The 13,876-nt window shown below is 65.0% G+C and carries 17 protein-coding genes; 6 read left to right on the forward strand and 11 right to left on the reverse strand.

Features of this window, described 5'->3' with window-relative positions; translation table 11 throughout:
- The 3 genes from GPT33_RS09915 to GPT33_RS09925 all read right to left on the reverse strand — a co-directional run.
- Positions 1-681: 3-deoxy-7-phosphoheptulonate synthase (locus GPT33_RS09915; protein WP_296808141.1), on the reverse strand; the 681-nt coding region annotated here is incomplete at its 3' end.
- A 70-nt stretch (positions 682-751) separates the two neighbouring features.
- Positions 752-907 carry a DUF29 family protein gene (locus tag GPT33_RS09920; RefSeq protein WP_296808143.1) on the reverse strand — a complete coding sequence of 52 codons (156 nt, stop codon included), beginning with the start codon at positions 905-907 and terminating at the stop codon, positions 752-754.
- Between the two features lie 195 nt (positions 908-1,102).
- Complete coding sequence (locus tag GPT33_RS09925; RefSeq protein ID WP_296808145.1) at positions 1,103-1,702, reverse strand: histidine phosphatase family protein; 600 nt, start codon at positions 1,700-1,702, stop codon at positions 1,103-1,105.
- Between the two features lie 176 nt (positions 1,703-1,878).
- Between GPT33_RS09925 and GPT33_RS09930 the strand changes: the two genes are divergently transcribed.
- The 3 genes from GPT33_RS09930 (at position 1,879) to GPT33_RS09940 (ending at position 3,366) form a co-directional block, all read left to right on the forward strand.
- Positions 1,879-2,181 (forward strand): hypothetical protein, encoded by a 303-nt coding sequence (locus GPT33_RS09930; protein WP_296808148.1) that lies wholly within the window; start codon positions 1,879-1,881, stop codon positions 2,179-2,181.
- Positions 2,182-2,237: 56 nt separating this feature from the next.
- Positions 2,238-2,693, forward strand: coding sequence for a hypothetical protein (locus GPT33_RS09935; RefSeq protein WP_296808151.1), 456 nt, complete (start codon positions 2,238-2,240; stop codon positions 2,691-2,693).
- A 172-nt stretch (positions 2,694-2,865) separates the two neighbouring features.
- Positions 2,866-3,366 (forward strand): hemerythrin domain-containing protein, encoded by a 501-nt coding sequence (locus tag GPT33_RS09940; protein WP_296808154.1) that lies wholly within the window; start codon positions 2,866-2,868, stop codon positions 3,364-3,366.
- Here GPT33_RS09940 and sdhB read toward each other — a convergent pair.
- The 6 genes from sdhB to GPT33_RS09970 form a co-directional block, all read right to left on the reverse strand.
- A complete protein-coding gene (sdhB, locus tag GPT33_RS09945; RefSeq protein ID WP_296808156.1) occupies positions 3,341-4,096 on the reverse strand; it encodes a succinate dehydrogenase iron-sulfur subunit in 756 nt (251 codons plus the stop codon). The two genes, GPT33_RS09940 and sdhB, sit on opposite strands and share 26 nt — an antisense overlap.
- Positions 4,093-5,982: a succinate dehydrogenase (quinone) flavoprotein subunit gene (sdhA, locus tag GPT33_RS09950; protein WP_296808161.1), complete on the reverse strand. Its 1,890-nt coding sequence runs from the start codon at positions 5,980-5,982 to the stop codon at positions 4,093-4,095. Before sdhA ends, sdhB begins: the two co-directional genes overlap by 4 nt.
- Positions 5,979-6,611, reverse strand: coding sequence for a succinate dehydrogenase (locus GPT33_RS09955; RefSeq protein ID WP_296808163.1), 633 nt, complete (start codon positions 6,609-6,611; stop codon positions 5,979-5,981). Before GPT33_RS09955 ends, sdhA begins: the two co-directional genes overlap by 4 nt.
- Before the next feature lie 177 nt (positions 6,612-6,788).
- Positions 6,789-7,589, reverse strand: a complete 801-nt coding sequence (locus GPT33_RS09960; protein WP_296808165.1) for an ATP-binding protein — start codon at positions 7,587-7,589, stop codon at positions 6,789-6,791.
- Positions 7,586-8,209, reverse strand: coding sequence for a metallophosphoesterase family protein (locus GPT33_RS09965; protein WP_296808167.1), 624 nt, complete (start codon positions 8,207-8,209; stop codon positions 7,586-7,588). The genes GPT33_RS09960 and GPT33_RS09965 overlap by 4 nt, the downstream gene beginning before the upstream one ends.
- 4 nt (positions 8,210-8,213) lie before the next feature.
- Positions 8,214-9,212: a zinc-dependent alcohol dehydrogenase family protein gene (locus tag GPT33_RS09970; protein WP_296808170.1), complete on the reverse strand. Its 999-nt coding sequence runs from the start codon at positions 9,210-9,212 to the stop codon at positions 8,214-8,216.
- A gap of 174 nt (positions 9,213-9,386) precedes the next feature.
- Between GPT33_RS09970 and GPT33_RS09975 the strand changes: the two genes are divergently transcribed.
- The 3 genes from GPT33_RS09975 (at position 9,387) to GPT33_RS09985 (ending at position 11,749) form a co-directional block, all read left to right on the forward strand.
- Positions 9,387-10,961 (forward strand): bifunctional GNAT family N-acetyltransferase/carbon-nitrogen hydrolase family protein, encoded by a 1,575-nt coding sequence (locus tag GPT33_RS09975; RefSeq protein ID WP_296808173.1) that lies wholly within the window; start codon positions 9,387-9,389, stop codon positions 10,959-10,961.
- Positions 10,962-11,178: 217 nt separating this feature from the next.
- Positions 11,179-11,343, forward strand: coding sequence for a hypothetical protein (locus tag GPT33_RS09980; RefSeq protein ID WP_296808175.1), 165 nt, complete (start codon positions 11,179-11,181; stop codon positions 11,341-11,343).
- A gap of 187 nt (positions 11,344-11,530) precedes the next feature.
- Complete coding sequence (locus GPT33_RS09985; RefSeq protein ID WP_296808178.1) at positions 11,531-11,749, forward strand: hypothetical protein; 219 nt, start codon at positions 11,531-11,533, stop codon at positions 11,747-11,749.
- Between the two features lie 15 nt (positions 11,750-11,764).
- On the opposite strand, the gene GPT33_RS09990 is transcribed toward GPT33_RS09985, so the two are convergent.
- Positions 11,765-12,700, reverse strand: a complete 936-nt coding sequence (locus tag GPT33_RS09990; RefSeq protein ID WP_296808180.1) for a CysB family HTH-type transcriptional regulator — start codon at positions 12,698-12,700, stop codon at positions 11,765-11,767.
- 1 nt (position 12,701) lies between these two features.
- Complete coding sequence (locus GPT33_RS09995) at positions 12,702-13,787, reverse strand: sulfate ABC transporter ATP-binding protein (protein ID WP_296808182.1); 1,086 nt, start codon at positions 13,785-13,787, stop codon at positions 12,702-12,704.
- Between the last annotated feature and the right edge of the window lie 89 nt (positions 13,788-13,876).

The raw sequence follows: 13,876 nt of genomic DNA on the forward strand, positions 1-13,876 counted from the left end.
GTCGACGTTCCCGGTGGTGCTGAAGATCGCGGACTGACCCTCCTTGGTGACCGACATGAAGACATGCGGACGCGCCGCGGCATGGATGGCGTCGATGGCGACCTTCACGTCCCCGTTGGTCGCGTTCTTGAAGCCGACGGGACAGGACAGGCCGGAGGCCAGCTCGCGATGGCCCTGGCTCTCGGTCGTACGCGCACCGATCGCCCCCCAGCTCACCAGATCGGCGATGTATTGCGGGCTGATGAGATCGAGGAATTCGGTCCCGGCCGGGATCTGCATGCCGTTGAGATCCAGCAGGAGCTTGCGCGCGATGCCGAGGCCCTGATTGATCTCGAAGCTGCCGTCCAGATTCGGATCGTTGATGAGGCCCTTCCAGCCGACCGTGGTCCGCGGCTTCTCGAAATAGACGCGCATAACGATCAGCAGGCAATCGCTCAATGCGTCGCGGAGGATCTTGAGACGCTCGGCGTACTCGAGCGCAGCGCGCGGATCGTGAACCGAGCAAGGACCCGCGACGACCAGCAGTCGATCGTCCCGACCGTGGAGGATCTGTTGGATGGCGTGGCGCGTGGAATAGACGGTCTCCGCAGCCGCCTCCGAGATCGGGAATTCCTGGTGCAGCGCGCTCGGGGAGCGGACTTCTTTGATTTCGCGGATGCGCAGATCGTCGGTCTTTTGCATGGGCTGGGATTACAACGGCGTCGAAAGCGGCTGAGTATAGCCCAATCGATCCGGTGTCACGCCTCGATGCTCATGTACGGCCGACGCAACGCGCGCCCAATCCCGCCCATCCGTTCTCGATTGCCCGACGCTCGCTCCTGCCCATGTCCTCAAGCTCCTCGGCGATTTGCGCAAGGTCGACTTCGCTCAGGCAACCTTCGCGCAGAAGTGCCGCGCTTTCCGTCAACTAAGCGTGGTAGTCGCGATCGTAGCTTGCGTGTTCAGCAGTCTGTTTCGGCATAAGTCTTTGCCTTCGGATTCCAGGTCGGCAACGCGTTGAGGCTACACCGACCGCGCGGCGTTTCAAACCTTATGATCGATCATGCCCGCAGGCATCGGCCACCCTGGTCCCGATTCGCATCCGGGGACTGAGCCGCTCGGGCTAGAACAACGTGCGCGCATTGACCCACTCGATGCTCGGACCGAGACGTCCGTGCCGGACCCGCACCAGCCCGGCATAGTCGATCCGGATGCGATACCAGCAGCGCGCATCGGCACCGAGCAGGTGGCCGACCAGCGCACGCATCACCCCGGCGTGGCAGACGATCAGCAATCGCCGACCCGGATAGGCGGAGAGATGACGGGCATAGGCATCCGAGACGCGCGCAAGCAGGCGCTCCAACGGCTCGGCGCCGGCCGGGCGCGCTCCGACGGGATCGCGATAGAAGGCGGCAAAGCGCTCGGGCTCCTCCGCGGCAACTGCGCTGCGGGCGCGCCCTTCCCAGGCACCCATGCCGACCTCGATCAGGCTCGGATCGACGACCAGCGGCAAGCCGTTTCGCCCGGCAAGATCCGCCGCAAAGACACGGCAGCGCGCCATCGGCGAGCTGATGACCTGGTCCCAAGGCGCCGTCTCGCCGAGCGCCTCGGTCATCTGCGACCAGCCCGCGAGGCTGAGCGGGTCGTCGGTCCCGTTGCCGCGATAGCGCGCACCGCCGACGGGCTCGCCGTGACGGATCAGATCGACCAGGATCTCGGACATGGACAGACTCGCTTGGTGAACCGCGTCGGGCGCACCCGGCGCGGAAGGTTCGAACGACAGCCGGCGGATCTCCTGCGTCAGTTGCTCGGCGTGACGGGATCCGCGGCCTCGGGCAGACGTAGCCGTCGGAGAAGCAAGGCGCTAGAGTGTACCGGATATCAACCAGGACAGACCTTATGAAGAACAAGATCTACGAGGGCATCGACAAGCAGGAAGGCGGCGCCATGACCCCGACCGCCAACATCATCCGAGACGCCTGGGTATTCGGCATCATCCCGGAGGAGCAGACCTGCGCGGGCTGGACCATTCAAGGCATCGAGGACCTCTACGACAAGGTCACGCAGGCATGGCACCCCTACGGGCATCTCGTCTCCAGACTCCCGCCCGAGCTACGCGAACGGCATGAGCGGATCTATTCGGCGGCGATCGAAAAGGCACGCGCAGCCGGCTGGGACCCCGAGCTCGGCGACAGCGACTGAGCAAGCGCCGCTCCTAGAGCGGCCGTACGACATCCGCATCCGCGGGGCATCCAGAGATGGCCGATTATCTGATCCGCGAGACCTTCTTTCGACCCGACGAAGCCGTTGCCCGTGAGCAGACGCGGATCCCGGCAGCGCTCCACAACGGGCTGCAGTTGCTCCTCAGACGCAGCACCGGGAGCGCCGTCTTCATCCCGATCCGCTCCATGCAGTATCAGGCCGTGGTCGATCGCGACGAGGTGGTCTTCGTCGACAGCCACGGCGGTTATGCCTATCAGGACGGCGAGGGCGGTCGCCTGATCCGTATCGCCTGGCGACCGGCGGTCGGACGGAAATCGATTTCGAACCCCGTCGAGTGTGAAATCGTCTATTATTTTAAAGATCTGCGGGAGACGCAGACGCGGCTCCTCGGCGAGATTCAGCCGGTCATCAAACAGATGCTCGAACGCCAGCGAAATTCGGGCGGACCGACCCCGGCCCCGCGGGTGCTGCCCCTAAGGCGCCCCGCTTAGATCCGGTGCGCAGCCGAGCCCGATGAAGAGCTCCGACCGAGCAGCACGACAACAACAAGATGATGTCCCGTAGTCCGGACGACACAGCGGACCATGCGCCCGACGCATCCCCGAAGGGCGCGACCTATCGGCACCCGGCTGACGCGGCGCCGACAGCACGACGGAGGACCCGATGACAAGGCTTTTGACTTGGCACGACGAATGGTCACTCAACATTGATGTCCTGGATGTGGAGCATCGAGGACTGATCAAACACCTCGCGGACATCTGTCACCGCTTCGGTCCCGAGGCATCCCCGCGACGCTCCGGCGACGCCTTCGCCCTCATCGATGCCCTGACCGATCTCGGCGAAGCCGTACGGGAGCATTTCAAACACGAAGAGGAGCTGATGCAGGCGGTCGGCTACGAGGACTTCGCCGAGCACCGCACCGAGCATGCGCTCTTGATGGCCGAGTACACCGATCAGCTACGCCACTGGCGTGCGGAGGGCATCGACGTCTTCGACGAGGAGGCGCAGGAAAACGCCCGCGATTGGATCCTGGAACACATCCTGGGTGCGGATCGCGACTTCGCGAAGGCATTCCACGAGAGCGAAGGCCAGTTGCCCTCTATAGGTCACCGCCACGACGTGGCGGCACAGGCGCGGCTCAACGCGGCCCGAAGATATCCTTGAGCATCTGGACCGTAGTCTGACGCCCAAGCTCACCGATCGCTGTCGTGAGCGGAATCTCCTTCGGGCAGACCCTGACGCAATTCTGCGCATTGCCGCAATCGCTCAAACCGCCGTCGCCCATGATGGCGTGCAGACGCTCCGCCTTGTCGTAACGCCCGGTCGGATGGGCGTTCATGAGGCGGGCCTGAGCCAGCGGCGCAGGGCCGAGAAAGGCCGAGTGCGACCCGAACTGCGGACAGGCAGCCATGCAGCAACCGCAGGACATGCAGCGGCTGTATAGATAGTTCGCCGCCCACTCGGCCGGCCCGATGCGCGGCGCACCTTCATGCGTGTCCCAGACGCCATCGATCTTGATCCATGCCTTGACCTGTTTGAGGCCCTGGTCGATCCGTCGGCGATCGACCAGCAGATCACGCACGACCGGAAATTTCGGCAAGGGCTCCAGGCGGATCGGCTGATCGAGCTCGGCCACGAGCGCCGAGCAGGAGGGGCGCGGAACGCCGTTGATCAGCATGGCGCAAGCGCCGCAGACCTCCTCCATGCAGTTGTGCTCCCAGACGACCGGATCGACCCGCTGGCCCGAGACCGTAACCGGGTTCTCCCGCAACGCCATCAGCAGCGAGACGATGTTGTGGTCCGCGTGCGCCGGGATCGCGAAATCCTGCCAATAGGGGCCGCTGTCGGAACGGTCCTGACGGCGGATCCGCAGGTGGATCGACTGCTCGGTCATCGGTAGTCCCTCGGCTCGGTCGGCGGATAAACGCTCAGATCCACCTCCTGGTAGCTGAGCCGAGGGCCGTCCTCGGTATACTCGGCAATGGTCGTCTTGAGCCACTGCGCGTTGTTCGCGTGCCAGCGATCGCGATACGCCTCGAACTCGGGGTCGCCCCCAAACGTCCCCTCAGGGATCGGGATCCGGAACGCGGGTTTGTAATGGGCCCCGCGACACTCGTCGCGGGCCAGTGCGCCCCGGGTCACGACTCCGGCCAGCTCGATCATATCGCTGAGCTGGCGCGAGAAGGCCAGACTCTGATTCGCCCAGGTGCTCGACTCGCCGAGGCGCGCGCTGCGCAGGCGCTCCCGCAGCACCTGAAGCTCGTCGAAGGCGGACACCAGCTCCGGGTTCGAGCGCACCACGCCCACCTTGGCCGTCATCAGCGCACCCAGCTCCTTCTGGATCAGATAAGGCGTATCGGCCCCCTCTGCCCGCATCAGCTCCGCGTTGATCGTTTGCTGGCGCGCAACCTCGGTCTGCGGGATCCCCGGGGCCAGCGCGCCGCGATCCGAAGCGAGTCCCTTCAGGTAGCTCACCACCGCCTCTCCGGCAACGCGTCCCGAGTAGCTCGCCGACAGGAGCGAGTTGGCACCCAGTCGGTTGGCCCCGTGATAGGCGTAATCGCACTCGCCGCAGGCATAGAGGCCGGGGACGTTGGTCGCGTGATTGCGCGGGCTGTCGGGTTGAATTCCGCCGTCGGCGGAACGCTCGAAATCGACCCAAAGTCCGCCCATACCGTAATGCGCCGCAGGAAAAATCTCCATCGGCTCGGTCATCGGATCGACCCCGGCGAATTTACGATAGATCTCCAGAATGGCGCCCAGACGCGAGCCGATAAATGCCGCATCCAGGTGCGTCAGATCGAGATACACTCGGTCGCCGCCGTCACCGCCGATTCCGAGACCCATCTGCCGAGTCACGGTCCAGATGGCACGCGCCGCCTCGTCGCGAGCGACCGTGTTGCCGTAGGCCGGGAAGAACTCCTCCAAAAAATAGAAGCGCTCGGCCTCCGGGATGGTCTTGGGCGGTCGCCGGTCGCCGGGCGTCTTCGGCACCCAGATGCGCCCGCCCTCCCCGCGCGCCGCCTCGCTCATCAGCCGGTTCTTGTCGTGCCCCATCATGGCCGTGGGATGGAACTGGAAGAACTCCGCGTTGGCCATCCATGCGCCCTGGCGGTAGCAGCGGCTCGCCGCGGCGCCGGTCGAGTTGGTTGACGTCGTGCTCTTGGGCGCGTAGAGCTGGCCCATGCCGCCGCTCGCCACGACGACCGCGTCGGCCGCAAAGGCGCGCACCTCCAGGCTCTTCAGATCCATCGCCACGATGCCGCGACAGACGCCGTCGGCATCCAGCAGCAGGGACAGAAACTCCCACCACTCATGCTTGACGACCTTGCCCTCGGACTCCAGTCGCCGGACCTGCTGGTCGACGCCGTAGAGGAGCTGTTGCCCGGTGCTGGCACCGGCGAAGCAGGTCCGCTTGTTCTTCACGCCGCCGAAGAGACGCTGATCGAGCAGACCCTCGGGCGTGCGCGAGAAGGTCACGCCCATGCGCTCGAAGGTGCGGATCAGGCCGGGGGCATCCTCGCACATGGCCTTCACCGGTGGCTGGTTCGCGAGATATTCGCCGCCCTTGATGGTGTCGACGATGTGCTGACGGATCGAGTCGCGCTGCCCCTTGGTGTCGAGCACGGCATTGATACCGCCTTGGGCACAGACCGAGTGACTGCGCTTGACCTCGAAGAGCGAGAAGAGCGTGACCGGAAAACCCGCGTCGGCGATCCGCAAGGTCGCCCACAGCCCGCCCAGGCCGCCGCCGATGACGATAACATTCGGCGTGCTCATGACAGGAACCCCATCAGGCCATGGACACCCATGGCTGCCAACAACAGACCGATCAGGACGCAGACCCAACCGAACAGCGCTTGGGCGCGGACCGAGGTCGTGAGTCCCCAGACGATCGCCATGGACGCAAGCCCGTTGGCAAGATGAAACACCGAAAGCAGCAGACCGACCAGATACAGCCCGAGCATCCAGGGCTGACTCAGCAGCGCCTGCATGTGGGCGAACAGATCATCGCCTACGTTCGGGTCCCAGAACCCCGCGATGCGCGTCATCCCCACATGCATCAGCAGAAAGAGCAGGATGCCGATGCCCGAGACCCGCTGCATCCAGTAGAGCCGATTGCGCGTATAGCTGTACCGAGCGAGCTCCGCACGCATCTGAGCCGTGATCACCAGCCCGTATCCGGCGTGGAAGAGCAGCGGCAGCGCGATCACGAAGATCTCCATCAAGGGCAGATAATTCATGCCCTTGAGCGCCGCAACGACATGCTCGTTGTAATGCTCCGCACCGAAGCGCGACTGAGAGTTCTCCCAGAGATGGAAGATCAGAAAGGCGCCGACCGGGAGCAAACCAAGCAGGGAATGCAGACGACGCAGGAGGAAGTGCGGATTATCGATGGATGCGGACATGGGCAATCGGACAGCAGAGATCAGGGGACAGCTTAACCGGATCAGGCCGCCGGGGATCTGATCGGGCTCAGTCGAGGGTGATGTTGGTCCGTAGGACAGCCTAATGCGGCCGACCGCTAGGTGTGAGATGTCGGCTTCCGGCCACCGTGCATGATCGACGCGACCGTTCGCCTTCAACTACCGCTGGAGGCTGGGAGCCGGAGGCTGGCGGCTAGCGGCTTGCGACTCCCCGGGCAGCTCGCCTTCAACCATGATCGGCTTGATCGCATGCAGGATGTTGGCGAAGAGATGGCTGTGCTCGGCCTCTTCGCGTGCCAAGAGGGCCTTCATGTGCTCGCGGCGGGTGGGCATGGAAAAGCAGGCGGGGCAGGAATCCAGAACGACCGGAAGCTCGGCGCGCTCGGCATAGTCCGCGGTCTGTCGCTCGCGGCAATAGACCAGCGGGCGGATGATGCGCACGTCGCCCTCGTTGTTCAGGTAATGGGCCTTCATGGTACGCAGTTGCCCGCCGTGGAAGAGGGACATCAGCAGGCTCTCGGCCAGATCGTCGAGATGCTGGGCCAAGGCGAGCACGCCGTAGCCCTGCTCGCGGCAGATGCGGTACATGATGCCGCGCTTCATGCGCGAGCAGTAGGCGCAGAAGGAGTCGCCGTCCATATGCTCCTTGGCCTGATCCATCAGCGGCTGCTGCTCGTAGAACCAGGGCACGCCGAGGTCTTGGTAGTAGCCCTTGAGGTGCTCGGGATCGAATCCCGGCACCTGTGGATCGACGGTCAGCACCGCGAGATCGAAGCGCACCGGGGCATAGGTCTGCAGATGTTTGAGGATGTGCAGGAGAGAGAGCGAATCCTTTCCGCCCGAGACGCCGAGCAGGATGCGGTCGCCCTCGCCGATCATGCGGAAGTCCGCGATGGCGCGGCCGACGAGCCGCAGAAGGGACTTCGGGGGTTTGGGCCGAACGCGGTCGGAGGGGCTCATACGCGGGTCATCTTCGCGGGCCGTGCGCCTTGGCGTTTCAAAACCGGGGCCCTGGAACGGCGGGTTGTAAGGAAGGCGAATCGATGGACCTCGACCTCCCACTCGGTTTCGCCTGCGCTCAACACGAGACAGGAAGGCCCGCCGTAGGTCCGGGTCCGACCGGCGGCGCCGGGATTCAAGACCCAGGGCACCGTATCCATGTCCAACACCAGCCGATGGCTGTGCCCGTAAACGATCGCCCGCGCCGCCGGGAAGCGGGCGCGAAGTCGCGCATGGCGGTCGCGCGCCGGGCCCTGATGGCCGTGGATCACGACCAAGCACCCTCCCGGCAGCGCGAGCTCGACCCATTCCGGGAGCTGCCGCAAGAGGTCATGATCGCGCTCCGGCCATTGGCGCGAGACATCGTTGTTGCCGAAGACGGCGAAGACGCGCCCGAGGCCGGGCTGCATCCGGGCGAGGATATCGGCGTTGCCGATATCCCCCCCGTGGATCGCCAGATCGCAGGTCGTGACCAGGTGCTCGACGCGTGCATCGAGGTCGCCATGCGTGTCGGACAGGATCGCTAGGCGCAGGCTGCGGCCGGGAATCCGAGCAATCACCCCCGCAGCGCCGGAGCCCATTGCCCTAATCCATCGTCAGCGCGAGCTTGCCGGTCACATGGCCCGTCTCGATCCGCTTGTGCGCCTCCTGAGCCTGCGCGAGCGGGAAGGTCTCGGAGACATGGATTCGCAGGTCGCCCTGGTCGATCAGCTTGGCGCAGCGGCGCAGGATCTCGCCCTGGTGGGTGCGTGCCCGCGGCAGATCCCGAAGCATCGGGGTCAGCATCAGCTCCAGGCTGATGCGCAGATTGCGCACGCGCGCCTCCTTCAGGTCCAGATCCGGCCCCGGATCCAGGATGGTCACCAGATCACCGTAGTGGGCCATCGCCGGGATGGTCTTGCGGAAGACCTCGGGGCCGACGGTATCCAGCGCGATGTCCACGCCCTGTCCTTCGCTCCAGTCCATCACGGATTCGACGAGGTCCTCTTCCTTGTAGTTGATGCAGTACTCGGCGCCGAGCGCATGGACGAAATCGGCCTTCTCCGCGCTGCTGACAGTCGTGCAGACGCGTGCGCCGGCCGCCTTGGCGAGCTGAATCGCGACATGCCCCACCCCGCCTGCGCCACCGTGGATGAGAACCCGCTGTCCCTCGAGCAAACGCGCCCGGTCGTGCAGCGACTCCCAGGCGGTCAGCAGCACCAAAGGCGCCGCGGCGGCCTCGACGAACCCGATCTCGCGCGGTTTGGCCTGGGCAAGATGGTTGTCGAGCAGGATATACTCGGCGTAGTTGCCGACCGGCCCGCCGAGCCCGCCCCAACAGAACCAGACCTCGTCACCCGGCTTGAAACGCGTGACCGCTTCGCCTGCGGCCTCGACCACGCCGGCTCCGTCGCAGCCCAAGACCGCCGGCAAGCCGTTCGGAATCAGAGGCCCGTTGGTGCGGATCTTGGTATCCACCGGATTCACACCGGCGGCCTTGAGCCTGACCAGGATGTCGTCCGGCCCGCCGATCTCGGGACGAGGCCGATCGACCCGTTGCAGAACGGCCGGCCCGCCGGTCTCGCGCATCTCGATTGCCTTCATGGACGTTTCACCTCGTGTCGTAAGTCTTTCCGAATCCACTACCGACGGCAGCGCTCGGGGGCATGCTAGCCCCATCGACCGGTTCGACACAATCCGAGGACCCGGCCGAGAGCCCGGCCCGGAACCGAGCCGAGCCCTGCCCCGATCGCCAGCCACCGCACCGGAGTACCCCGCATGCCCAGCACTGCCAAGACCAAGCACCCGAAACCGCCTTTGATCGTGCGCAACGCGCGCGTGAAGGACATCCCCCACATCCGCAGCCTGGTGTCGCGCGTCTATCGGGCAAGCGGCATGGGGACGTATTCGCGGGCCATGCTTCTCGGCCAGATCCACAACTTCCCCGAAGGGCAGTTCGTCGCCGAATACGAGGGAGCCATCGTCGGCTACTGCGCCACCTTCCTGATCAACGGCGATGTCGCACTCCAGCCGCACACCTGGAACGAGATCACCGGAGGCGGTTACGCCTCGCGTCACGATCCGAACGGGGACTATCTCTACGGGATGGAGGTCTGCGTCGACCCGGAATATCGTGGGTTGCGCCTCGGCCAGCGTCTCTACGACGAACGCAAAAAGCTGGCCCGCTCCTGGGACGTCAAGGGCATCGTCTTCGGCGGGCGCATCCCCTCGCTCAGCAAGCGCCTACGTCGATACGGAACCCCCGATGCCTATCTCGAGGAGGTCAAAGCGAACCGATTGCGCGATCCGGTCCTGACCTTCCAGATGCGCAACGGCTTCGAGGTCTTGGGAATGCTGCCGCGTTACCTGCCCGAGGACAAGGAATCCGAGGGCTACGCGGTTCATCTGGTCTGGCGCAACCCCAATGCGCCGGACGAGAAGGAAGAGCAGCGCGCCAAGAGCTACGGTGGCCGGCTGCCCGACACCGTGCGCGTCGCGACCGTGCAGTACATGCAGCGACGGGTCGGGTCGTTCGAGGAGTTCACCGATCTGGTGCGCTACTTCGTCGACGTCACCGCCGACTATCGGGCGGACTTCGTCGTCTTCCCCGAGCTCTTCACCCTGCAGCTGCTCTCGATGGAGGATCAGGAGCTCTCGCCCGCCGAATCGATCGAGGCCCTGACCAAGTACACGGAGCCGCTTAAAGAGGCGCTGAGCGACATGGCGGTGCGCTACAACATCAACATCATCGGCGGCTCGCACCCCACGCGGATGCCCAACGGTCGGGTCGAGAACGTCTGCTACGTCTGTCTGCGCAGCGGCGAGGTGCATGAGCAACCCAAGATCCATCCGACCCCGAACGAGGTCTACTGGTGGAACATCGAGGGCGGCCACTCGCTGAACGCGATCGATACCGACTGCGGCCCCATCGGTGTCCTGATCTGTTACGACGCGGAGTTTCCCGAGCTCGGCCGTCATCTGGTCGATCAGGGCGCCAACATCGTCTTCGTGCCCTTCTGCACGGACGAGCGCCAGTCCTATCTGCGGGTGCGCTACTGCGCCCAAGCCCGGGCGATCGAGAACCAATGCTATCTCGTCATGTCCGGCAACGTCGGCAACCTGCCGAAGGTCCACAACATGGACATCCAGTACGCCCAGAGCTGCATTCTCACGCCCTGCGACTTCCCCTTCGCGCGCGACGGGATCGCGGCCGACACCACGCCGAATGTCGAGACCGTCGCCTTCGCCGATCTGCGCCTCGAGGCCCTGCGTGCCGCACGGAACTCAGGAACGGTCCAGAACCTGAAGGACCGCCGGCACGATCTCTATACGACCGTGTGGCGGGAGCGTTGACGACACGCCGGATCTTTTGTTTTGGCAAGCCCCTCGTCTTGCGGGCACGTTCGGAAGATGCAGCCCGGTTTGCCATGTGCTTGGCCAAACGCGCGCGGGCCGATATCTGTTGTGTATCGTCATCCGCTTCCCGGATGGCAAGGGGTGCCCGGTGACGGCCAGAGCCATGACCCGTGACCGAACGCGAACGGCAACGCTATCAGCAATGGCAAAGACGATGAACTCGCTACCCGACACGGACTCCATCACGGCACTGGCCGACTTCTGGCAAACGCATGACCTGACCGATTTCGAGGGCGCACTCGCCGAGGGAACCGAGCCGGTGTCTCGACGCGCGGAACGGTTTTCGGTCATTAACCAAGCCCATGAAGCCGACTCCTGACTTTGCCGACGAGCGCGCATTTTAGGAGGCGCGCGACTCCAGGGTGTTTGCCGAGAACTGACTGCCCACATGCCGGGTTGCTGACAGACGCCGTCAGCCGATGGTCAGCATCCCTGCGTTACCGTGCTCCCAAGGTCGCGACTCCTCGCGACCAAACCCCTTCAAGGCAACGGCCGGAGCGCGCACCATGAACACCTCTTCAATCCAGCATCCCGCACAGCCGAGCACGTTTGGCGTCATGCGAACACGCAGCAGTCTCGCGGCCAGGGGTGTCCGTACCCCATCCGTTCGGCAGCGGCCGACGTTCGTTTCACGCCGCGCGATCGAGCCGCCTGTGTCGATCGAGGACGCGATCGCGCGTTGGCTGGCCGATCAGCCCCCGCAGCTCTATCGCGGCGGTGCCTGAGCGCCGCGTGCGGGATCAAGGCATCGCCGCCTTGGGGAACACCGCCTCCTTGATCTGCTCAGCGGTCAGTGCGGGGGCGCATTCCAAAATGAAGCGCACGGCATAGTCACGCAGATAGTGACCGCGTCGCAGACCCAGACGGGCGGTATTGACCTCGAACATGTCCGCGGTGTCGAGCAGGCACAGGCCCGCATCGCGGGCGGGGTCGAACGCCATGGCGGCGATGATGCCGACGCCCAGCCCCAGCTCCACATAGGCCTTGATGACATCGGCGTCGAGCGCGGACATGACGATGTCCGGGGCGACGCCGGCGCGGGCGAAGGCGGCGTCGATGCGCGCCCGACCCGTGTGTCCCGGGTAGTAGGTAATGATCGGATAGTCCGCAATCGCGCTCAGGGTCAGGGGCGAGACGCCGGTCAGCGAATGGGTGATCGGGACGATCACCGCATGACGCCACCGGTAGTAGGGGAAGCTGACTAAATCCTCTTCACTGCCCAGCGCCTCGGTGGCGACCCCGATGTCCACCTGACCGTCACGCAACAGGCTGACGATCTCCCCCGGTCCGCACTCGTGGAGCTCCAGATAGACCTTCGGGAACGCCTGCTTAAACCGGGTCACCACCGCAGGCAGGGCATAACGGGCCTGGGTGTGGGTCGTGGCGATGGCCAGGTGCCCCGTATCCTGCTGCGCGAATTGCTCGCCGAGATGCTTCATGTTCTCTATGTCGATCAGTATGCGCTCCACGATCGGCAGCAGCTCTTTGCCGGGCTCCGTCAAACCGAGGAGCCGCTTGCCTCGACGCACGAACAGCTCCATGCCGAGCTCGCCCTCCAAGTCCTTGATGTGTTTGGAGACACCGGATTGCGCGGTATAAAGCGCGTTCGCGACCTCGGTCAGGTTGAAGTTGCGCCGGACGGTCTCGCGGACGATCCGCAGTTGTTGGAAGTTCATTTCAGGCCGCCTGACTCGGGAAGACGCGAATCTGGGACGGAACCAACCGCACCCGTTGCCCGCGGGTCAGCGCCAAGGCATCGACCTGCGCACGCGGCATGACGACCTCGTAATGGGCTGGTTCTCCGCGTATTGCGGCACCCGGCAGACTGTCGAGCTCCACCCGCACGTCGGCGCCGAAGGTCAGGACGCGCTCCACGACGGCCGCGACCCCGTGCGGCGTGTCCGGATCGGTCAGGATCCTCAGCTCATGGGGCCGCGAGAACGCCACCGCTTCGGCGCCGTGGATCACCTGTGTCTGCTCGTGCGGCAGGGTTGCCTCGCCGACGCGCAGATGCGGCCCCTCGATGCGTCCGTGAAAGACATTGACCGCGCCGAGAAACCCGTAGACGAAGGGGGTGGCCGGGCGCTCGTAGACCTCGGTCGGGGTGTCGACCTGCTCGACACGGCCACGGTTCATCAGGACCACCCGATCCGCCACCTCGAGGGCCTCTTCCTGGTCGTGCGTGACGAAGATCGAGGTCACCTGAAGCTCGTCGTGCAATCGCCTCAGCCAGCGGCGCAGCTCCTTGCGCACCTGGGCATCGAGCGCACCGAACGGCTCGTCGAGCAGCAGAACACGCGGCTCGACGGCCAAGGCACGGGCCAGCGCGACGCGCTGGCGCTGACCGCCGGACAACTGCGCCGGGAAGCGCTCGGCCAGCGCGTCGAGCTGGACGAGATCGAGCAGGCGATGGACCCGCCGGCGAATCTCGGCGTCGTCGGGACGTTCGCGCCGCGGCTTCACGCGCAGCCCGAAGGCGACGTTCTCGAGCACGGTCATGTGACGAAAGAGCGCATAGTGCTGGAAGACGAACCCGACCCGGCGTTGGCGCACATGGGTGTCGGAGGCATCCTCGCCCTCCAGGATGACGCGACCGGAGTCGGCTGTCTCCAGGCCCGCGATGACGCGCAAGAGCGTGGTCTTGCCGCAACCCGAAGGTCCCAGCAGCGCCGTCAAGGCACCGGTCGGGAAATCGAGCGACACTTGATCCAGCGCGACGAATTCGCCGAATCGCTTTTGAATCTCTTTGACTTGGATGCTCATGGGTAGGTCCTTAGACGGTGTCCCGCAGGCCGCGCTCGACTCTCCACTCGATGAAGGTCTTCAGCCCCAGGGTCACCAGCGCCAGCAGC

Origin of the sequence: Thiocapsa sp., from assembly GCF_011390875.1 — a bacterium.
In the GTDB taxonomy this organism is placed as follows: Bacteria; Pseudomonadota; Gammaproteobacteria; order Chromatiales; family Chromatiaceae; genus Thiocapsa.